The organism is Paenibacillus taichungensis, assembly GCF_013359905.1.
Taxonomy (GTDB): Bacteria; Bacillota; Bacilli; order Paenibacillales; family Paenibacillaceae; genus Paenibacillus; species Paenibacillus taichungensis.
The window spans coordinates 953356-973831 of sequence record NZ_JABMCC010000121.1; the positions used below are offsets into that span (position 1 = coordinate 953356).

The window sequence follows — 20476 nt, forward strand, 5'->3', positions numbered from 1 at the left end:
ACGTTAACCCTGAGACCTTGCCTGTGAAGTGCTGACTTCAGGTGGAATAAGGAGGGAGCAGATGAAGATTTCTCTGGGCCGACAATCCATTCTGCTACTAGGCGTGAATGGATTGTTTGTGTTAGCCGGAGCTTTGTCGGGGACGTTTCTGAACGTGTATCTATGGAAAAGCCGCCCGGATTACGCCATGCTGGGATGGTTCACGATAAGCCAACAAATTGCACTGGGACTCACTTTTTGGCTTGCGGGAAAGTGGGTCAAGGAACATAACAAAATGAGTGCGTTGCGCTTGGGAACAGCCTTGTCAGGTATTTTTTACATGCTTGTGTTATGGGCAGGGCCAAAAGCGGTTGACTGGATATGGCCTCTGGGGATTTTGTTTGGATGTGCACTGGGATTGTTCTGGATTGCGTTCAATGTGGTTTATTTTGAGGTGACTGACCGGGAGAATCGGGACCTGTTCAATGGTTGGGTGGGTTTACTGGGTTCGATGACAGGTATTATCGGTCCTTGGTTCTCAGGTCTAATTATTTCACGGATGGTTGATAATTCGGGTTATCGCCTTATTTTTACGGTGTCGTTGGTAATTTATGTGATTGCCGTTGTGTTCAGTTTTTTTCTGAAAAAAAGGGAGGTCAGCGGAACATACCGCTGGTCTGAACCGTGGCGACAGCTGTCTGCCAAAGATAGCGCATGGAGGCCGCTTGGCATGGGATTGTTTGCGCAAGGCGTGCGAGAAGGCGTATTTGCCTTTCTGATTGCGTTGCTCGTCTATGTGGCAACTAAGCAGGAATATAAGCTTGGGCAGTTCTCACTAATCACTTCTGCCGTAGCACTGGTGAGTTACTGGGCTGCAGGAAAATGGTTTAAGCCGCAATACAGGTCCAGGGGGATGTTAGCCGGTGCGATATTGTTATTCATCGTGTTGATTCCGCTATTATGGAAGGTCAGTTATGGTACGCTTTTAATTATGGGAATTGGATCTGCCTTGTCGATGCCGTTGTATATTTTGCCGATGATTTCGGCAGGATTCGACCTGATGGGGGCGAACGGCGAAAATGTAGAGAAAAGGGTTGAACTTGTCGTATTAAGGGAGCTTTGTTTGATGGTCGGTCGTTTATTTGGCCTTGCTGTATTTATTCTGACGGTTATGAATGGCCCTTCGTTACAAACGTTAACCTGGCTTATTGTGACACTTGGAGCTTTCCCGCTCATTGGCTGGATATTTATGCGCAAAATACTTGGACATTGGGATCAACAAGGACCTTCTGTGTAGCAAAAAAAGGGGACGGCTCAGGAGTTCATTCCTGAGCGCGTACCCTTTTTTTTCGATTAGAGGGGAGAGGGTTTACTCGTTCTGGTTAATGAGAAAAGTTCCAGATCCTTATTCTCTTTCCCTGTTATAGTATCCGTTAAGATGGATGCAGCAATCATGCTGTATACGGTACCATTACCGCCATATCCTTCCAGGAAATAGGAGTGTGGATACTCCGGATGCGGTCCGATAAAGGGAAGTCCGTCATGTGTATTGCCAAAAGTGGCTTCCCAAGCATAATCAATTTCGAGGTCTGGCAGTGGAAAATACTCCGCAACTCTCTCCAGTAGAACCCGTGCTCTGTTCAGAGCTCGAATAGCACGCTGGTCCTCATGAGGCGTATTTTCATCGAGACCACCAGCAATAATCCTGCCATCTGGTGTTGTCCGCATGTACAGATAAGGACGAGATGTTTCCCAAATCATGCTTTGCTTATACCAGTTGCTGAGGTCATTCAATGGTTTGGTCGCAATCGCATAAGTACTCTGTAAATAGGCACCACGATCATTTTTGATCTCCTGCGTTTCATAACCTGTGGAGAAGATTACATTTTTGGCTTTGATCGTGCCATTGGGGGTATAACAGACAACGCCATCTTCCTTAAAGTCACAGTGTGTCATTTCAGTCTGTTCGAATACCCGTGCGCCCTTTTGTACAGACGAATGAAGAAGAGCATGCACTAATCGGTAAGGATTAACTTCAGCATCCCCATATGTATATAAAGCCGCTGAACGGCTAAATGGGAAATGACTCTCGATCTTCTCTTGATTCCATAACTCTACTTCAAATCCATAACGTCTCAGGGTATGATACTCCTCTTCCAGTTTGGTCACATCGTCTTCTGTGCTGGCACAGTATAGACTCGTCCGAGGAATAAACCAAGTATCCATTTCAAGACCCGACACGACTTCCTTTAACTGCTGCATCGCATTGCGGCACAATTCATAAAATCTCACCCCTTGTTCCTCACCAAACGTATTAATGCACGAGGTAAGTGTTTTGTCATTGGTATACTGAAGCAATCCCGTGTTAGCCATGCTGCTCCCCGTGCCTATTTTTCTTTTATCAATGACAACCGTGTCTATTCCACGATCTGTTAAGAGCTTGGCTGAGAGCGCCCCCCCCATGCCTCCTCCGATGATCAAGGTATCACAGGAGAGATTTGTTTCGAGAATGGGATAACTGGAATTTGATTGTAATGTGGTAGGCCAGAATGGATTACCATTTATAAGTTCCATAGGATTCACCTCAGTAAGAATGTATTAAGTGAGTATACTTTTGAGTGACCGGGTTAACAATAATTGCGCATAACTTAATGCCGAGGAGGTCAACCAGAATATGCAGAATCAATCCATGCAAGCGCTGAGTCCGAAAGAGTTAAATTATATTGCGGATTCAATAACCAATGAAGAATTGCTAATCAAACAGTGTGCGGCTACAGCTTCCATCTCACATAATCCGCAAATCCAGCAGGCACTGAATCACTATGTTCGTTCCCATGAACAGCATCTGAACACACTTGTCAATGCTTTGCAGCAACATCAATCTATTGCTCCAACACAAGCACAGTAATAGAAGCCGAATCTAACCGTATAGGAGGAAACTTTGTGTATTCTCAATCTTTATCATCTAATGGATCATTTATGCAGGAGCAGGATTTGTTGAAGTCGATTCTTGCGGATTTAAGACGAACCGCGCGCGAATATACGACAGCAACTACCGAAGCTTCCTGTCCTATTACACGTCGGATGTTCACAGACTTGACCAATGATACACTCCGTTTGCAAGGTGAGCTGTTCAATGTGATGCAGCAGAACAACATGTATTCGGTAGGTTCGAAGGCATTGCGCCAGGATGTGGACAAGCAGATTCAATCGGCCCACCAGACCCAACAGAAATGTCAACAGTTCATTCAGGAAAAGAATACGCAGACGAGTGCTTACAGCCAGGCGCCTAATGTACCCCAGCATCAACCGAATTACGGTAACCCTTATTACATGTAACCTTTGTCATTATGATTTGAAGCAGGTACTGTTGCAGACCATACCACCGCTTGCCCGAATTCAGGGCGGGCGGTTTTTGTCTTTGCATGATCGTTGAATTCATGTAATATAAGTATTAATTCATTTTCAGGAACCTGAATGACGCTGGAGGGAAAGACATGAAGGATCTGAACGATCTGCAATTAAAAGTTCTGGATTTGTTGAAGGAAGACGCGAGAAGGACTCCCGCACTGCTGTCGACGCTGCTGGGGGAGTCGGAAGATAAGATCAAGAACGCCGTGGCCCAGCTTGAACAGGACCACGTGATTGTAAAATACGCAACCGTTGTGAACTGGAGCAAGATTGATGATGAGAAAGTAACAGCCTTGATTGAAGTACAGATTACGCCTGAGCGTGGTCGTGGCTTCGAAGGGATCGCTGAACGCATTTATCTGTATCCGCAAGTGAAATCGGTATATCTCATGTCAGGTGCATATGATCTGCTCGTAGAAGTAGAAGGTGGCAACCTGCGTGAAGTCGCTAATTTTGTATCGGAGAAATTGTCTCCGATTGACTCTGTACTTTCAACCAAAACGAATTTTATTCTTAAAAAATATAAGCAGGACGGGATTATTTTTGAAGACCATCAGGAAGACAACCGTCTCATGATCTCGCCGTAAAGGAAGATGTGTCATGATAGTGAATGAACAGACAACAGGAAACAACAAGAAAATGACTTCGTACTTGGCTCCATTGGTTCAACAGATACCGCCATCCGGCATACGCAAATTTTTTGATCTAGTTGGCGATAACAAAGATATCATCACACTGGGTGTAGGTGAACCGGACTTTGTAACACCATGGCATATGCGTGAAGCTTGTGTGTACTCACTCGAAAGAGGAATGACCAGTTACACTTCCAATGCAGGGATGCCGAAACTGAGGGAAGCCATTAGCGAGTACCTGGATACTCAGTTTGATACCAAGTATGATCCAAAAGACGAAATTATTGTTACCGTTGGTGGCAGTGAAGCCATTGATTTGGCATTACGTGCCTTGATCGTACCCGGAGACGAAATTCTGATTCCAGAACCTTCGTATGTAGCATATTCACCGATCGCTTCGATTGGTGGAGGTATACCGGTTGGTGTAGAAACGTATGCGAAGGATCAGTTTAAACTGACTGCCGAGGCGCTGGAAGCGGGAATTACGCCGAAGTCCAAGGTTCTTATTCTATGTTATCCGAGCAATCCTACAGGTGCCATCATGACCTATGAAGAATGGTTACCGATTGCTGAAGTGATCAAAAAGCATGACCTGATCGTCATTGCGGATGAGATTTATGCTGAGCTGACATATACGCAAAAACATGTTAGTTTCGCTTCGATTCCGGATATGAAGGAACGAACCATTTTGGTGAGTGGGTTTTCCAAGGCTTTTGCCATGACCGGCTGGCGGATCGGGTATATGTGCGGACATCCTGAACTAATTGCAGCCATGCTCAAAATTCATCAGTATACGGTGATGTGTGCACCTGCCATGGGACAGGTGGCCGCGCTTGAGGCATTGACAAACGGTTTAGGTGAGAAGGATAGAATGGTTGAATCCTATAATCAGCGCAGACGCCTTATCGTGCAGGGTTTTAGAGATATCGGGCTGGACTGTCATGAACCCCAGGGAGCATTTTATGCATTTCCTAGTATCCAGAAGACGGGGCTGAGTTCGGATCTGTTTGCTGAGCGTTTGCTAACGGAAAATAAAGTGGCGGCGGTTCCGGGTAATGTATTTGGTCCACAAGGTGAGGGGTTTCTTCGTTGTTCCTATGCAACATCGGTGACCCAATTGAATGAAGCACTGGAACGAATCGGAAACTTTGTTTACAAACTGCAAAAAGAGGGTTAATAGGGATTAGAAGCCTTTGAGTAATATGAACATTTTTCAAACTAGAAAAAAATAACTTTCTTTTACAAAATATTGTGATATAATTTCAATTTGAAATATGTTTTTCTTGTATTTGGAAACTAATTTTTCCAAGGAGGGGTTGGCTTTGTTTTGTGTTGAATATGATTTACCGACTAATCGTGGGCATTATTTGGCAGAAGGCGATCATGGCGACCGATGGTCGGTGAAACCGGATCACGCATCTTTGCATAACGTTTCCTTGGAAGATGAGATCCATATGCTACGCCGCAAGATGGAACAGATATTCCTTGAAGAGAAATCATTCACATCCGATATTGTAATTGAAATTAGCAGTTTACTAGATTTGAAGATTAATGAATACATGAAGGCTAATCCGATCAAAGGAAAGTAATTTTTCGTTGTATCGAAACGTTACGCATATGCAATTCAAAGAAGACCCGGCAGGGGTCTTTTTTTTGATCTATGAATAGATTGCTTCGGATAGGCAGGGTTATTTTTTTGCGTGGAACAATTGTGATATATTGTACATAGGAGACTAAAGGGGGAACTGGAATGAAGAGATTTTGGGGGCTTGCCGCAATCATTTCTATGATTTTTCTGCTTGCTGGCTGTGGCGGTAAGGACGGTTTTACAATTTTTATCATTGATAACCAAGGAAATCCATCCGTGATCTCGGAGCAGTTGCAAGCTAATTTGCAGCAGAAGCTGGGCGAGGAGCCCAAGGTGGAGGTTATCACCAGTGCGATGTATGATGTGCAGAAAATTATGGTAGAGTACGCGGCCGGTGGTCATGATATTTTCATTTTGCCTGAGGCTGATATGAAGCAGTACGGAAGTAACGGCTCCAATATTCCGCTGGATGATACATTTGATGCGGAGAAGTATAAGCGCGGTGTATTTGAAGGCGGGGTCTTGGTTGAAAAGGGTGAAGGAGATGACGGTTCAGATATCAAGACAGAATCACATCTCTATGGCATTCCGCTGGAAGATATGAAAATGTTCAAAGATGTAGATTATGCTGCGCAAAATCTGTTTGCTACCATTCCAGTTTCGGCGTCTAGTGTCGAAGAATCCAAGAAAGTGCTGAAGGCGCTGACAGAGTAAATGCAATCTAGTATGGCTACTGAAGGAGGGGAGCGGATTGCTAATTACGGTCACAGGCGGCATAGGCAGTGGTAAAACCCGATTTGCGCTTGGATACGCAGCCCGGATTAGCCGGGAGGGCATCTATTTATCCACTGGTGATCATGATCCCGTGATTCCCGAATTGCCATCCGCTCATTATCGTGCCATCCAGGCTGGGAATGGCCAGCACCTGACGGAGGTGCTTCACCAGATTAATCGGGAATCCAATCTCTTCTTGGCAGATCAGCGTATTGTCATTGTGGATAGTCTGACCGCATGGATGGCAGCCGGGTTCAGGGCAAGTGATGATCTGGATCAGCAGCGTTCAGAGACACAGCTGTTGCTGGACGCCCTTCTGTCTTACCAGGGAAAACTGCTTGTGATTACCAATGAAATGCACGGCTCTTTGTATCCTTCAGAGGAAGAACGAATTTTTGCAGCAAGAATGGCGTCAGTTAACCGGGCGTTGCAGGCGCATTCGGAACAGATGTATCTGTTAATATCTGGCCTGCCTGTAGATCTCAAAGATCGAGGGCTGCGCTATGAAGATTAACATTTCATTATGTTAACGATGGACGAGCCTAAAGAAGCCTCTGTCACCACAAATGTGGTGCGGAGGCTTTATTTTATGACAAATGCGATGCGTGTAAATTTCTTTATTTCCGAGTTTTATTTCTTCTGATCCACCAAATTATACAGCCCACAACAATAATCGCTAGAAGTACATATACGACCAGGGAGTACACGTCCATAAAGTGCAGGATACTCTCCCATGACGCACCGAGAGCCGCACCAACCGAGACGAGAATAATATTCCAGGCCAGTGTTCCAATGGTTGTGAAGAGCAGGAATAAACCAAATTTCATGTTGGACATGCCGGCAGGAATCGAAATCAGGCTGCGAACAAGGGGGACCATGCGACAGAATAATACGGTCCACATTCCATATTTGTCAAACCATGCATCGACACGGTGGATATCTTCTTTTTTGATCCGCAGAATATGACCCCAACGTTCTACAATCTTCTCCAGCCGATTAACATCAATCAGTAGTCCGATCCCATAGAGAATGACTGCCCCAAGCACAGAACCAATGGTAGCAGCAAGAATAACACCGGGAAGGGTCAAGCTGGTGTAGGTGGTCATGAAGCCGCCAAAAGGTAATATGATTTCGGAGGGGATGGGGGGAAATACGTTTTCAAGCGCAATAATGAGTGCAATGCCTATGTAGCCGTATTGTTCCATGAAATCGGTTATCCAGTTTTGCATAATCGTCTCCTCTACTTTTGGTTTGCAAGGATTTGGCGTATACTCGGCAGAGTACACCAACTCATATATACGTGTGAAGGATCTCACTGGTTTCTGAAAATAATAGCATTCCCGTATTCATAGCAGGTCAAGTATACTGATTAAGTTAAACTCTAGAAGGGCATGCATTTATATTTAACCCCAGCGTTCTACCATGCGAATGATATTAAAAATAGGAGGGATTACAATGGGCATATATACACGAACAGGTGACGAGGGACAAACCTCAGTCATTGGTGGACGGGTCATCAAGGACGATGATCGGGTTGAAGCATACGGGACAATTGATGAGCTGAATTGTTTTGTTGGGCAAGCCATCAGTTTTATTGATCAAGCAAACGGGAAATTTGAGGATTTGCGTGAACACTTGCTCGAAATTCAGCAAGAATTGTTTGATTGCGGGTCCGATCTCGCCTTTGTAAAAATTAGCGAAACCAAATATAAAGTACGGGATGAGATGGTCACCCGGCTTGAGCAATGGATAGATCTGTATGATGCGGAAAATCCGAAGGTGGAGCGGTTTATTTTGCCTGGGGGCAGTCTGCTCTCTTCCACATTACATGTCTGCCGCACAGTATGTCGCCGCGCTGAGCGCCGCGCCGTAACACTCGGACAGCATACGGATATCAACCCTTCTGTACGACGTTATTTGAACCGTCTGTCTGATTATTTCTTCGTTGTAGCACGGACTGCCAATGCGAGACAGCAGGTAGCTGACATTGAGTATGTGCGGAGCAAAAAAGTATTCCGCCGCAAAGACAAAGAATGAGCGATTATTATTCACCACTTACTTACACGGTTCCCGAAAATGAAGATGGCTGGTTGCTGAAGACCGTGCTTCAGCGGCGCCTACAGGTTTCGCGCAAGCTCCTGTCGAGAATCAAACTTACAGAGCAGGGAATTATGTTGAATGGCGAGCGAGTATACATCAGCGTCAAAGTTAGCGCAGGTGACGTCCTGGAAGTCAGGATGGAACAGGAAGAGTCGGATGATATTTTACCTGAGCCGATTCCCTTTACGATACTGTATGAAGATGAGCACTTGCTTATAGTGAACAAAGATTCTGGTGTCATCGTACATCCAACACATGGGCATTACACAGGTACACTGGCAAACGGGGTTGTCCATTATTGGAAGTCCAAAGGCGAGCGTTTCCGTTTCAGACCGATTCATCGACTGGATCAGGAAACATCGGGTGTGCTGGCAATCGCAAAAAATCCATATGTGCACCAGCATGTGTCTGAACAGATGATCGCTGGAACGGTGGATAAACAATATATTGCCTTTGTGCACGGTAGTCCTGCCCAAGAAGAGGGGGCCATCGATGGGCCGATTGATCGTGATCCCGAAGAGCCGCATCGTCGAATCGTTACACCTGACGGGTATGCCGCAAGAACGTTATACACGACCGTTGCAAGGTGGGTGGGCGGAAGCGCCAGTGCGGTGAACCTGAAGCTGGAGAGCGGCAGAACCCACCAAATAAGAGTGCATATGACATCGATTGGCTGCCCTTTAATTGGGGATCGGATGTACAAGACCCTTCCTGTGCATGAGATCGATGAGCAGACCATGGCTGTTCGAGATGAACGAGACACTTGGATTGCCCGTCAGGCATTGCACGCATGTGAGCTGGCGTTTGACCATCCCATTTTGCAAAGTCGGATGACGTTCCAAGCCCCGTTGCCCGCTGATTTGGCAGCCCTGGAGGCACGTTTGGATGCCGAGGCATCACCGAGAGAAGTGTTGTAGGAATCTATCAAACAGCCTGCAATTCGGCTGTGTGTAGTAGCTCAGAGTACATTTGTGGCCAGCTGTAAGTCAACGGTTAGTTACCTTAACCCATGTGAGGTATGCAAACTGCATCCGAACAAAATGCCGTAGGCTAATTTTTAATATTTTCAGGTTGTAAGATTTTATGTTTTAGGCTTTTGATCCTAAAGCCGAATGGACATTTTTCTCATTCGCAAAGAGGTTTAAATTTACAGTGCGATGGTATCGGTTTGGAGCGACTTTTGGATTTGCGAAGCAAACCAAGGGAAGCGAGAAATCGAAACCGGAGCACCCGATACCGGAGCAATTTTAGGAGGACCAGTAACGATGAGTAATCTAAAAGTATATCAATATGCCAAATGTGGCACGTGCCGTAAAGCCGTAAAATGGCTGGAAACTCAGGGGCATGAGCTGGAATTAATCCCTATTTTCGACACACCTCCATCCGAAACAGAATTAACGGAATTGATTCAGAAGAGCGGACTTGAAGTGAAGAAGTTCTTCAATACGAGTGGGGAAGTATACAAGGAGCAGCAATTGAAGGACAAGCTGCCGGGGTTGTCCACAGAAGAGCAGATTCGTTTGCTGGCTTCCAATGGTCGTCTGATTAAACGTCCAATCGTTACGGATGGTCACAAAGTGACCGTAGGTTTCAAGGAAGATACGTATGAGCAGGAATGGAACAACGCGTAATTTATAGACGAATGATTTCATTGATTGTTAAATGAACCAAGGTGAAAAAGGCTCTGAATGTTCAAATTTCAGGGCTTTTTTGGCTGGTCGATCCTTGGCGGAACTATGCTATAATGATAGAATTAGTTCGATATTTTATTTGCTAGATACAGGACAGGAGAGAACAAATTCAAGTGAATCAACGTAATGAACCTACTTTGTTGCTGGTAGATGGTATGGCGGTGTTGTTCCGTGCATTCTATGCAACATCTGCAAGCGGATATATCAGACGTACAAAGGCAGGCGTGCCAACCAACGCAGTATACGGATTTATCCGTTATTTCTGGGATGCGGTTCAGACCTTTGGGCCAAGTCATGTCGTATGCTGTTGGGATATGGGGGGCAAGACGTTTCGCGGTGAAGAGTATGCAGCGTACAAGGGGAACCGTCCGGAAGCTCCGGATGATCTGATTCCTCAGTTTGCTCTGATTCGCGAAGTGATGGATAGTTTGAACATTCCGAATATTGGCGCTCAAGGATATGAAGCTGATGATTGCATCGGTACACTTGCCAAATACTACACCGAGCAGACGGATATGAACGTGATGGTACTTACGGGTGACCATGATATGCTGCAACTGATTGATGATCGCACAAGCATTATTATTATGAAAAAAGGTCATGGCAATTACATGGTGTATACGCCTGAATCTCTAATGACGGAGAAACAACTGACACCTCGTCAAGTGATTGACATGAAAGGTCTGATGGGCGATGCCAGTGACAATTATCCTGGGGTACGGGGCATTGGGGAGAAGACGGCTTTGAAACTTGTGCAGGAGTTTGGCTCCATTGAAGGTATTTTGGACAATATGGATAAGCTTACCCCTTCGGTACGTAACAAGATTGAGAATGATCTCGACATGCTTCATCTGTCCCGCAAACTGGCAGAGATTCACTGTGCTGTTCCGGTAGCATGTGCACTGGATGTATGTGAATTGCGTCTTGATCCGGATATGGTGATGGACAAGTTCGAACAACTTGAGATGAAGAGCCTGGGCTCTTGGATGGGAGTGGCAATAGGGTGAGTAGCATGCAGACAAAACGGACGGGCAAAAAGTGGTGGACAGGGGCTATGGCCCTCGTCCTTGCTTTGCCTGTAGTCCTTTCAGGAGCAGTGAGTGTTCCACAGACAGCAGATGCCAAAGCGACAATTAGCACCAAGGTACAGAAAGTAAAAGCAGCAGGACGCAGTTTTACCGTGCAGACGGTTAGTATTCCCAAGGGTACACCAGTTACCGTAGGATTAGCGAAGAAGCAGGTTGGTCAGACTGCAACATTACCTTCGATTGTTAAGGCATATGGCGCGCAAGCGGCCATTAACGGAGCGTTTTTTGAAGCGTATAACGGAGCTCCAGATCCATACGGCATGTTAATAGCAAACGGCAAAGTTATACATATTGGAAGATACGGAACAACGATTGGATTTAAGGAAGATGGCTCAGCCATCATGGATTCGCTTCAAGTGAGCCTGACGGGTAAAGTAACAGATAAAGAAGGGAAATCACGCAGTTGGTATGCGACCTTTATTAACCGAACACCTTCCGCGAATGCGAGTATTACGATGTTATACACGCCAGAGCGGGGATCTACAGTCGGGTTCAAAGGAGGTACGGCGGTTGTGATGGAGAAAGGGATTGTCACCAAGAAAGCACCGAATACCGATGTAGCCATTCCGAAGAATGGCTCGGTACTGGTCTTCACGGGGAATCAGAAATCTTCGTCCGACCGCTTTACCGTTGGATCAACTGTAGAGATGAATTATAAGTACACCAATGCAGCGGGCACGGAGATCCCTTGGCAAGATGTAGTCACCGCTGTGGGCGCAGGTCCACGTCTGGTGAAAGACGGCAAAGTTGCCGTAAATCCAGCAAGTGAGGGCTTCAAGGATACCAAAATTCTCAATGCCTCCGGCGCAAGAAGCGGTATTGCCATAATGGCCGACGGTTCGGTTATGTTGGCTACCGTGTCAGGAGCGACAATTAAGGAATGGGCTGCTGTCATGCAGAAGCTTGGAGCCAAACAGGCAATGAACCTGGATGGTGGTGCATCTTCTGGCATGTATGCTGGCGGCAAAATGCTTACTTCCCCGGGCCGCTTGTTAAGTAATACACTTGTTTTTGGGGGCTCTGTTCATTAAAAGAAAGCTAATATGGGAGGTAGGATCAGATGACACTCACACATAACCGGAAGCCAGATGAAAGCAAAACGGCGGTATTAGCTGTAAACGTAGGGCAAGTTCAGGCCTTGCCTGGCCAGAAGCGCGAAGTGATGAGCGGCATTGTGAAACATCCCATATCCAGCCCGGTCTTTCTGTCATTCACCGGAATGACAGGGGATGCCCAGGCTGATCTGGAGCATCATGGTGGGCCTGACAAGGCGGTTTGTGTATACGATTACAGTCGCTATGCGGCGCTTGAACAACTGATGGATCGCAAGCTGGACTGGGGAGCTTGTGGAGAAAATCTGACAGTTGAAGGCTGTATGGAGGAAGAAGTCCGCATTGGTGATGTGTATGAATTGGGGAAAGCCACGGTACAGGTCAGCCAGCCGAGACAGCCTTGCTTCAAGCTTGGTGCACGGTATGATTACAAAGAGCTGCCTGTTTATTTCCAGGATAGCGGGCATACCGGATTTTATTTTCGGGTGTTGCAAGAGGGCGAGGTAACTCCTTCTGCAACTTTCAGACGAATAAGCACGGATCCTGCATCAATGACCATTCTGGAAGCTAATCGAATTATGCATCAGGGGAAGCAGGATGTCGCTGCTATGCGTGCTTTGCTGGACATTCCAACGTTAGCCGACAGCTGGAAGCAAACCTTATTGAAGCGACTGGCTAAGCTCGAAACTGCTGAACAGGATTAATTCATGCCCTTGTTTAGAGAACAGATTCGAAGATCCATTTTAATTTTAAACTACTTGGGAGTGTGACTAACATGACGATTTTAGGCGCAATTGAAGCTGGAGGAACCAAATTTGTATGTGGTATCGGTACGGAAGAAGGAGAAGTTCTTGAACGCGTAAGTTTTCCAACGACGACACCGGAAGAGACGATGGCTCAAGTAATCGCTTTTTTTGAAGGTAAAGGTATTGAAGCATTAGGTGTAGGTTCATTTGGTCCGATTGATCCGATTGAAGGAAGCCCGACTTATGGTTACATCACAACAACACCAAAACCACATTGGGGTCAGTACAACCTGATTGGTAAGCTCAAAGAGCACTTTGATGTACCGATGACGTTCGACACCGATGTAAACGGTGCTGCGCTTGGGGAAGCAACCTGGGGGGCTGCACAAGGCCTAGATAGCTGTCTGTATATTACTGTCGGAACGGGTATTGGTGCAGGCGCAGTTGTAGGTGGCAAAATGGTCCATGGATTGTCACATCCAGAGATGGGACACATCATTGTACGCAGACATCCTGAGGATACGTATGAAGGGTTCTGTCCGTATCATGGAGACTGTCTGGAAGGGCTTGCCGCAGGTCCTGCCATCAATAAACGTTGGGAGCAACCGGCTTACGAACTGCCAGCCGATCACAAGGCTTGGGAGATTGAAGCACATTACCTGGCGCATGCTCTGATGAATTATGTATTGATCCTCACACCTCAGAAAATTGTAATGGGTGGCGGTGTGATGAAGCAGGAGCATCTGTTCCCAATGGTTCGCAGTAAACTGCAGGAATTGCTCGCTGGATACGTTCAGCATCCTGCACTTCAGTCCGAAATTGACCAGTATGTCGTTTCACCTGGACTTGGCGATAATGCGGGGTTGTGTGGTTCACTTGCCCTGGCGAAACTAGCTTTGAACAAGTAAATAGCTTTACAAACAAGTAGTTGACGAATTTTTCCATTGTGGTAATATATGAGCAACAGCATAGCACGGTTAATGAGGAAGCACCTCTCTTGCAAGGATTTTGCAGGAGAGGTGTTTTTTTGTGCTGCTTAATTTAGCACAATACAGACTGTGTCGAGCTGAACTATTGAAGGAGGGACAGGATATGGAAGTCATTTTCATGAACAGATTATCCAGAATGTCAGGTCAGAATGAAGAGCATGCGCAGCTGTGGATTGGTGAAGAAGAAGGGGCGTGGCATCTGGGGTGGAGCCGATATGAGGAAGGAGATCGTACGGATGCCATCTGGTATGATGGCAGTTCGTGGGACGAGCTGTTGCATGTGTATCGTCATCAGTTAGCCATACAGATGGGCGAAGGATATCGTCCATTGTTGCAAGGTTTGTTCCACGAAAATGATGATTTGAAGTCGCGCAGTTATGGCGGTCAACGTCTTCATTGCTACAGTGAATTATATGGCAATGAGGGGCTGTATATGGACCTGTGCATATGGCGCAGGAAGAGAGCAGCGTCTGACCGGAAGGCCCCCTATTTTATTGCAACGAACCGGTTGCTGCGCATGATCAGTGCATTTGTTCCACAAACCATCGATGAATTGATGCAACTGCCTGGCGTAGGGGAGAGCAAGGCTTCCGAGTACGGAGAGCAATGGCTGGAGCTTACGAATGGACTGGAACGTTCCACATCTTTCCCGCTAGATTGGGTGTACTCGGTTCTGAAAGAACAAGAATATGAGAGCTGGCTGTACAAACAGAGAGAGCAGAAGTACAAGCAGGAGCTAGACAGATTCACCACACGGAAGCAGGTACTTGAGGGTATGAAAGAAGGATATACATTGGAGGAGATTGTGAATCGTTCCGGATTGTCCCGTCGGGAGCTAATTGAACTGTTGGAGACACTGGATTTGGAGGGGTATGACACCGATTGTCTACTTGATGCGGAGCTTGCTGTCATGTCTGAAGAGGAGCAAGAGGCGGTATGGAGTGCCTACGAGGAGCTGGGAGATACGTTCCTGAAGCCCGTGTTACATAAGGTGTATGGAGAAGAGAAGCCTGGCGGGAGCAATCTGGAGCAGGTCTACGAAAGACTGCGCATGATTCGCATCCGGTTTCGTCGTCACACAGAGACGGAGCAGAATGCAGGCTAGATTGGAAATAGGACGTTAGTTGTCATACATTAAGCGGATAATAAAAAAAAGACGAGACGTCTCCAGAAGTGGAGCGCTTCGTCTTTTGCTATTTCAAACCCAATCTTTTTTGCGGAAAATAAAGAACATACTCAGGCCCAGTGTAACCATCAGGCCAATAACCACAAAATAACCATACTTCCAGTCCAACTCGGGCATGTTCGTAAAGTTCATCCCATAGATGCCAGTGATAACCGTCAGCGGCATGAACACCGTCGTAATGGCGGTGAACACACGCATGATTTCATTCGCCCGGTTGGCGATACTGGATTGGTAAGCTTCTCGTAAGTTCCCCATCAAGTCGCGATAAGTCTCAAAGGTTTCGGATATTTTCACAGCATTTTCATAAATGTCACTAAAATACTTTTGCAGTTGATCATCAATAAGACGCAGATCTTTTTTATTGAGTGTGTTAATGACCTCTTTCTGAGGTCCAAGCACTTTCTTCAGCCACAAAATCTCACTGCGCAGCCCGATAATCTCATTCAGATGTGACTTCTTGGTATGCATCAGAATGTCCTCTTCAAGCTTCTCAATGCGCGCTTCAATTCGGTCACCGACAGTAAAATAATTATCAACAATCAAGTCAACCAGCAGATACAGCAGCTTATCTGGCGTACTAATTTCCTGTTCCCAAAGGATCGGTTTCAATGTCCGCAATTCGCTGACTTTCTGTTTGGTAACACTGATAATAAAGTGTCTGCCAAGGAACAAGTTGACGGCACGTAAAAAAATCTCTTCATCATCAAAACGAATGCTATTAATAACAATAAAATAATGGCTCTCATAAATTTCAATCTTCGGACGTTGTTCTTCGTCACTCAAACAGTCTTCCACGGCCAGATCATGCATCATGAACAGCGGTTGAAGTACCGCCAAATCGTCTACGTCCGCATCAATCCAGTAAAACCCCTCCGCTGGTGGAGTCAGCGCCTGCTGAATGTCGTCCACCGGAATAAATACACCGTTATTTACCAACCGGATTTTCATTATTCATCTACTCCTTCTGCACCCGCCAAATGGGCGGATTTCATCAATATGGGCGCAAAAAGAACAGATCAGCCGGTCGGCAGCGGAGCCTGGAAGTCAGGACTGCGTTCGCTCTATAATCAAACGGAAGTAACGTCCCGCTGCCGGCATGCTGATATCAATTCTCTATGCAGTTTGTCGGAATTCGGCTGCCAGTCAGGCCTCGGGTCGCCATCCATTGAATATGTCACCTCTCACATAAGGGTTTATAACACTTGTCTAGTATACCGCTGGTACAGGGTCCTTTCAAGCGCAAAAATGTGTCGATTTCGCGCCCTGGAGCAGTGTATGACAACGGATGATGAACGGTTCCGATCCTGAGGAACAGACATTGAACTACACCTTGACGTGAGGGGATTAATGTCTTAAAGTAAAAGGTGAACCACACTAGTTTTTACAATTGAATAAAGCGAAATCTTATCAAGAGTAGGTGGAGGGACTGGCCCGATGAAACCCGGCAACCGGCGGTATACCGCACGGTGCTAATTCTTGCAGCGACCAAGTGTCCAAGTGGCACTGTTGTAACTGAGAGATGAGAGAGGCGCATATCTATTTACATATGACCTTTCTCGGAATCCGAGGAAGGTCTTTGTTATATGCACCGACTTCTCAGCAGTGATTTTCGCTAAGGAACTTGAGCTTGCCGCCAGCAATGTGGTTGCAATTCAGCGCCTGCAGGCAAGCTCATGGCAGCCTAAAACTGTACGGATGCGAATCGTATCGAGTCCGCAGTGGCTGCATCTATTTATGCACAAGGAGGAGTTAGAACCACCATGCCAATCAAAATTCCAGACACACTGCCTGCCAAAGAAGTACTTGCAGGAGAGAACATCTTTGTCATGGACGAGACATCTGCTTACCAGCAGGACATTCGTCCACTACGTATCGCTATATTAAACCTGATGCCCACAAAGGAAACGACAGAAACTCAATTGCTTCGTCTGGTGGGTAACACACCAATTCAGGTAGATATCGTTCTGGTTCATCCGAAGTCTCATACGTCCAAGAACACTTCCCAGGAATATTTGGACTTGTTCTACAAAACCTTTGATGAGATCGAACACCGCCGTTTTGACGGCATGATCATTACAGGTGCTCCTGTAGAGCAAATGGACTTTGAAGACGTGAACTATTGGAAAGAAATCCAGGAGATCTTCGAATGGACCAAAACCAATGTGACTTCGACCATGCATATATGTTGGGCTTCCCAAGCGGGGTTATACCATCATTTCGGAGTTCCCAAAGTTCCGCTGGATGAAAAATGTTTTGGCGTATTCTCACATACGATCAACAGATCCAATGTGCAGCTGCTGCGCGGATTTGATGAAGTATTCAACGTCCCGCATTCCCGCCATACGGAAGTGCGACGTGAAGATATTGAAAAAAATGAAAACCTTGAAATATTGGCTGAATCAGAGGAAGCGGGTATTTTCCTCGTTGCTACCAAAGACGGCAAACAGATTTTTGCAACCGGACATGCCGAGTATGACCCGCTTTCATTGAAATGGGAATATGACCGTGATGCAGCTAAAGGTATGGACATTGCGCTGCCTAGACATTATTTCCCGAATGACGATCCTTCCCGTGTTCCCCCGGCCACTTGGCGAGCACATGCAAACTTATTATTCTCTAATTGGCTCAATTACTATGTGTATCAAGAGACACCTTACGATATTGGTCCGCAAATTTAATCGACATTACAGGAGGATGCTGCAATGGAAGACAACAAGTTGAAAATCGAAAGTCGATTGGCCCAAATTGGGTCTATCAATGAACCGGTAACGGGCGCCATTAATTTTCCGATCTATCAATCCACTGCGTTTCGCCACCCAAAGCTTGGACAAAGCACGGGATTTGATTATATTCGTACGACCAATCCAACCCGTAAAGTGTTGGAAGAAGCAGCGGCAGCGTTGGAATCCGGTGATGCAGGTTTTGCCTGTAGCTCCGGCATGGCTGCTTTGCAAACGATTTTCGCTTTATTCGGACAAGGGGATCATCTGATTGTATCGCTGGATCTGTACGGCGGAACGTATCGTTTGCTTGAACGCATCCTGTCTCGATTTGGTGTGACGGCAAGTTACGTTGATACTAATGACTTGGCAGCTCTAGAAAATATTCGTCAACCAAATACAAAAGCGGTATTTATTGAAACACCAACCAATCCACTAATGATGATTACGGATGTAGAAGCGGTATGCTCCTGGGCCAAGAGCCACAACTTGCTCACCATTGTGGATAATACACTACTGACTCCGTTCTTCCAGCGTCCAATTGAACTCGGTGCTGATATCATCATTCATAGTGCCACGAAGTATCTGGGTGGTCATAATGATGTACTTGCCGGATTAATTATTACCAAAGGTGAGGAATTGTCGGCCGAAATGGCATTCCTGCACAATTCCATTGGAGCCGTATTGTCTCCAAGTGACTCCTATCAGCTGATGAAAGGCATGAAGACACTCGCTCTTCGCATGGAGCGGCATGAGTATAATGCTCTGACGATTGCCAAGTACCTTTTGGAGCACCCAGCCGTTAATGAAGTGTATCATCCTGGTTTGTCGGATCATCCCGGATTTGAAATACAGAATAAACAATCCAGTGGAAATACAGGCATTTTCTCCTTTAAGGTAAAGGATGCTCGTTATGTTGAACCATTGCTTCGTCACATTAAACTGATTGCTTTTGCGGAAAGCCTCGGGGGTGTAGAGTCATTGATGACTTATCCTGCGGTGCAGACCCATGCGGATATTCCGATTGAAATTCGTGACGCTGTAGGTGTAGATGACCGTCTGTTGCGCTTCTCAGTAGGGATCGAGCATGCCGAAGATCTGATTGCCGATCTGGGCAATGCACTCACAGCTGCACAACAGGAGATAGAAGGGGGAACCGCATCATGAGTGAGCAAAACAATAATGCCAACAATCATGAACGGAATGTTCATTCCGACCTGAAGTTCGATACCAAGCTGCTGCATTTCGGTGACGAAATCGATAAAACCACCGGGGCTTCCAGTGTGCCAATTTACCAGGCCTCCACATTCCATCATTTTGATATTTTTAATCCACCCCAACATGATTATAGTCGTTCCGGTAACCCGACTCGTCAGGCATTGGAGGATTACATTACATTATTGGAAGGTGGGGCACGTGGATTTGCCTATTCCTCAGGAATGGCTGCCATCTCCAGTGTGTTCATGATGTTCTCGTCAGGCGATCACATGATTGTGACGGAAGACGTATATGGAGGAACGTATCGACTGCTTACTTCCATTCTGAGCCGGATGCAGATTGAGACTACCTTTGTGGATATGACCAATATTGAGGAAGTAAAGGCAGCGCTCAAACCGAACACGAAGGCAGTCTATATGGAGACACCATCCAACCCGACACTTCGGATCACGGATATTGCTGCGGTCACCTCCTGGGCAAAGGAACATGAACTAATCTCCATTCTCGATAACACCTTCATGACGCCTTATTACCAACGGCCGATCGAGCTTGGTGTGGATATTGTCGTACATAGTGCGACCAAGTTCCTTGGCGGGCACAGTGATGTGCTGGCAGGTTTAGCCGTTGCTCGTACGGATTCATTGGGTACACAGCTAAAACAATTGCAGAATGGACTTGGAACCGTGCTTGGTGCCCAGGAATCCTGGCTGCTGATGCGTGGCATGAAAACTTTGGGTGCGCGCATGGCACACAGTGAACAAAGCACAGCGAAGCTGGCTGCTTGGCTTAGTGGACGCAGTGATATTACGGCTGTATTTTATCCGGGGCTGCTGGATCATCCCGGCCGTGAAGCTCATGAACGTCAGTCAAGCGGTTACGGCGCTGTCGTGTCGTTTGACGTTGGGTCGGGAGATCGTGCCAAGGCTGTACTCAACCGTGTGAAATTGCCAATTGTTGCCGTGAGTCTGGGTGCGGTTGAAAGTATCTTGTCTTATCCTGCGATGATGTCTCATGCGGCTATGCCGGCTGAGGTTCGCCGTGATCGAGGTATAACTGACGGATTACTGCGCTTCTCGGTAGGTCTGGAAGACATCGATGACCTGATTGCAGATCTGGATCAGGCACTTCAGGATTCGTAAGTTGGCTGTATTGAAACACGGGTGTTAGAGCCCGCTGAAAAAGAAATGAAATAGATGGCATATGTAAACATTTTTATTAATTTTTAAAGCACCTGCTCATAAGGTGCTTTTTTTCACATGTAACCTGTGTTACGATATGTGGAGTACAGAAATGCGATGTTGC

At 46.3% G+C, this 20476-nt stretch carries 22 protein-coding genes and 1 riboswitch; of the genes, 19 read left to right on the forward strand and 3 right to left on the reverse strand.

What is annotated here, in order from left to right; all coding sequences use genetic code 11:
* Positions 1-61: 61 nt before the first annotated feature.
* On the forward strand, positions 62-1276 hold the full coding sequence (locus HP548_RS32200; RefSeq protein WP_099854858.1) for an MFS transporter: 1215 nt from the start codon (positions 62-64) through the stop codon (positions 1274-1276).
* A gap of 56 nt (positions 1277-1332) precedes the next feature.
* Here the strand turns inward: HP548_RS32200 and HP548_RS32205 are convergent, their stop codons facing one another.
* Complete coding sequence (locus HP548_RS32205; RefSeq protein WP_175383945.1) at positions 1333-2553, reverse strand: NAD(P)/FAD-dependent oxidoreductase; 1221 nt, start codon at positions 2551-2553, stop codon at positions 1333-1335.
* Between the two features lie 100 nt (positions 2554-2653).
* Between HP548_RS32205 and HP548_RS32210 the strand changes: the two genes are divergently transcribed.
* The 7 genes from HP548_RS32210 (at position 2654) to HP548_RS32240 (ending at position 6898) form a co-directional block, all read left to right on the forward strand.
* Positions 2654-2887 (forward strand): hypothetical protein, encoded by a 234-nt coding sequence (locus HP548_RS32210; RefSeq protein ID WP_063564215.1) that lies wholly within the window; start codon positions 2654-2656, stop codon positions 2885-2887.
* Positions 2888-2922: 35 nt separating this feature from the next.
* A complete protein-coding gene (locus tag HP548_RS32215) occupies positions 2923-3318 on the forward strand; it encodes a spore coat protein (RefSeq protein ID WP_076289917.1) in 396 nt (131 codons plus the stop codon).
* Between the two features lie 158 nt (positions 3319-3476).
* On the forward strand, positions 3477-3977 hold the full coding sequence (locus HP548_RS32220; protein WP_024628343.1) for an Lrp/AsnC family transcriptional regulator: 501 nt from the start codon (positions 3477-3479) through the stop codon (positions 3975-3977).
* A 13-nt stretch (positions 3978-3990) separates the two neighbouring features.
* Positions 3991-5199 (forward strand): aminotransferase class I/II-fold pyridoxal phosphate-dependent enzyme, encoded by a 1209-nt coding sequence (locus HP548_RS32225; protein ID WP_090895166.1) that lies wholly within the window; start codon positions 3991-3993, stop codon positions 5197-5199.
* 145 nt (positions 5200-5344) lie between these two features.
* Positions 5345-5611: an aspartyl-phosphate phosphatase Spo0E family protein gene (locus HP548_RS32230; protein ID WP_053780449.1), complete on the forward strand. Its 267-nt coding sequence runs from the start codon at positions 5345-5347 to the stop codon at positions 5609-5611.
* 161 nt (positions 5612-5772) lie between these two features.
* Positions 5773-6324 carry a type 2 periplasmic-binding domain-containing protein gene (locus HP548_RS32235; protein ID WP_175383946.1) on the forward strand — a complete coding sequence of 184 codons (552 nt, stop codon included), beginning with the start codon at positions 5773-5775 and terminating at the stop codon, positions 6322-6324.
* Positions 6325-6361: 37 nt separating this feature from the next.
* Positions 6362-6898, forward strand: coding sequence for a bifunctional adenosylcobinamide kinase/adenosylcobinamide-phosphate guanylyltransferase (locus HP548_RS32240; RefSeq protein ID WP_072734039.1), 537 nt, complete (start codon positions 6362-6364; stop codon positions 6896-6898).
* Between the two features lie 103 nt (positions 6899-7001).
* On the opposite strand, the gene HP548_RS32245 is transcribed toward HP548_RS32240, so the two are convergent.
* Entirely contained in the window at positions 7002-7613 is a 612-nt protein-coding gene (locus tag HP548_RS32245) for a DedA family protein (RefSeq protein ID WP_076289913.1), read from the reverse strand.
* Between the two features lie 226 nt (positions 7614-7839).
* Between HP548_RS32245 and HP548_RS32250 the strand changes: the two genes are divergently transcribed.
* The 8 genes from HP548_RS32250 to HP548_RS32285 all read left to right on the forward strand — a co-directional run bounded on the left by HP548_RS32250 (position 7840) and on the right by HP548_RS32285 (position 15155).
* Positions 7840-8421 carry a cob(I)yrinic acid a,c-diamide adenosyltransferase gene (locus tag HP548_RS32250; RefSeq protein ID WP_076289912.1) on the forward strand — a complete coding sequence of 194 codons (582 nt, stop codon included), beginning with the start codon at positions 7840-7842 and terminating at the stop codon, positions 8419-8421.
* Positions 8418-9401, forward strand: a complete 984-nt coding sequence (locus HP548_RS32255) for an RluA family pseudouridine synthase (protein ID WP_175383947.1) — start codon at positions 8418-8420, stop codon at positions 9399-9401. Before HP548_RS32250 ends, HP548_RS32255 begins: the two co-directional genes overlap by 4 nt.
* 348 nt (positions 9402-9749) lie before the next feature.
* Positions 9750-10115 (forward strand): arsenate reductase family protein, encoded by a 366-nt coding sequence (locus HP548_RS32260; RefSeq protein WP_175383948.1) that lies wholly within the window; start codon positions 9750-9752, stop codon positions 10113-10115.
* 173 nt (positions 10116-10288) lie between these two features.
* Complete coding sequence (locus HP548_RS32265) at positions 10289-11182, forward strand: 5'-3' exonuclease (RefSeq protein ID WP_072734037.1); 894 nt, start codon at positions 10289-10291, stop codon at positions 11180-11182.
* Positions 11183-11187: 5 nt separating this feature from the next.
* A complete protein-coding gene (locus tag HP548_RS32270) occupies positions 11188-12294 on the forward strand; it encodes a phosphodiester glycosidase family protein (RefSeq protein ID WP_217504877.1) in 1107 nt (368 codons plus the stop codon).
* A gap of 29 nt (positions 12295-12323) precedes the next feature.
* Positions 12324-13019, forward strand: a complete 696-nt coding sequence (locus HP548_RS32275; RefSeq protein WP_175383950.1) for an MOSC domain-containing protein — start codon at positions 12324-12326, stop codon at positions 13017-13019.
* 71 nt (positions 13020-13090) lie between these two features.
* On the forward strand, positions 13091-13969 hold the full coding sequence (locus HP548_RS32280) for an ROK family protein (protein ID WP_063564224.1): 879 nt from the start codon (positions 13091-13093) through the stop codon (positions 13967-13969).
* Between the two features lie 184 nt (positions 13970-14153).
* Positions 14154-15155 carry an HRDC domain-containing protein gene (locus tag HP548_RS32285; protein WP_099854848.1) on the forward strand — a complete coding sequence of 334 codons (1002 nt, stop codon included), beginning with the start codon at positions 14154-14156 and terminating at the stop codon, positions 15153-15155.
* Between the two features lie 93 nt (positions 15156-15248).
* Here the strand turns inward: HP548_RS32285 and corA are convergent, their stop codons facing one another.
* Positions 15249-16184, reverse strand: a complete 936-nt coding sequence (gene corA, locus HP548_RS32290; protein WP_053780458.1) for a magnesium/cobalt transporter CorA — start codon at positions 16182-16184, stop codon at positions 15249-15251.
* Between the two features lie 453 nt (positions 16185-16637).
* Positions 16638-16762, forward strand: a riboswitch (SAM riboswitch).
* Positions 16763-16996: 234 nt separating this feature from the next.
* Here corA and metA point away from each other — a divergent pair.
* The 3 genes from metA to HP548_RS32305 are packed head-to-tail and all read left to right on the forward strand — an operon-like array spanning position 16997 to position 20313.
* Positions 16997-17914: a homoserine O-acetyltransferase MetA gene (metA, locus tag HP548_RS32295; RefSeq protein WP_063564335.1), complete on the forward strand. Its 918-nt coding sequence runs from the start codon at positions 16997-16999 to the stop codon at positions 17912-17914.
* A gap of 24 nt (positions 17915-17938) precedes the next feature.
* Positions 17939-19123 (forward strand): aminotransferase class I/II-fold pyridoxal phosphate-dependent enzyme, encoded by a 1185-nt coding sequence (locus HP548_RS32300; RefSeq protein ID WP_076289906.1) that lies wholly within the window; start codon positions 17939-17941, stop codon positions 19121-19123.
* A complete protein-coding gene (locus HP548_RS32305; protein ID WP_175383951.1) occupies positions 19120-20313 on the forward strand; it encodes a trans-sulfuration enzyme family protein in 1194 nt (397 codons plus the stop codon). The genes HP548_RS32300 and HP548_RS32305 overlap by 4 nt, the downstream gene beginning before the upstream one ends.
* Positions 20314-20476: the final 163 nt, after the last annotated feature.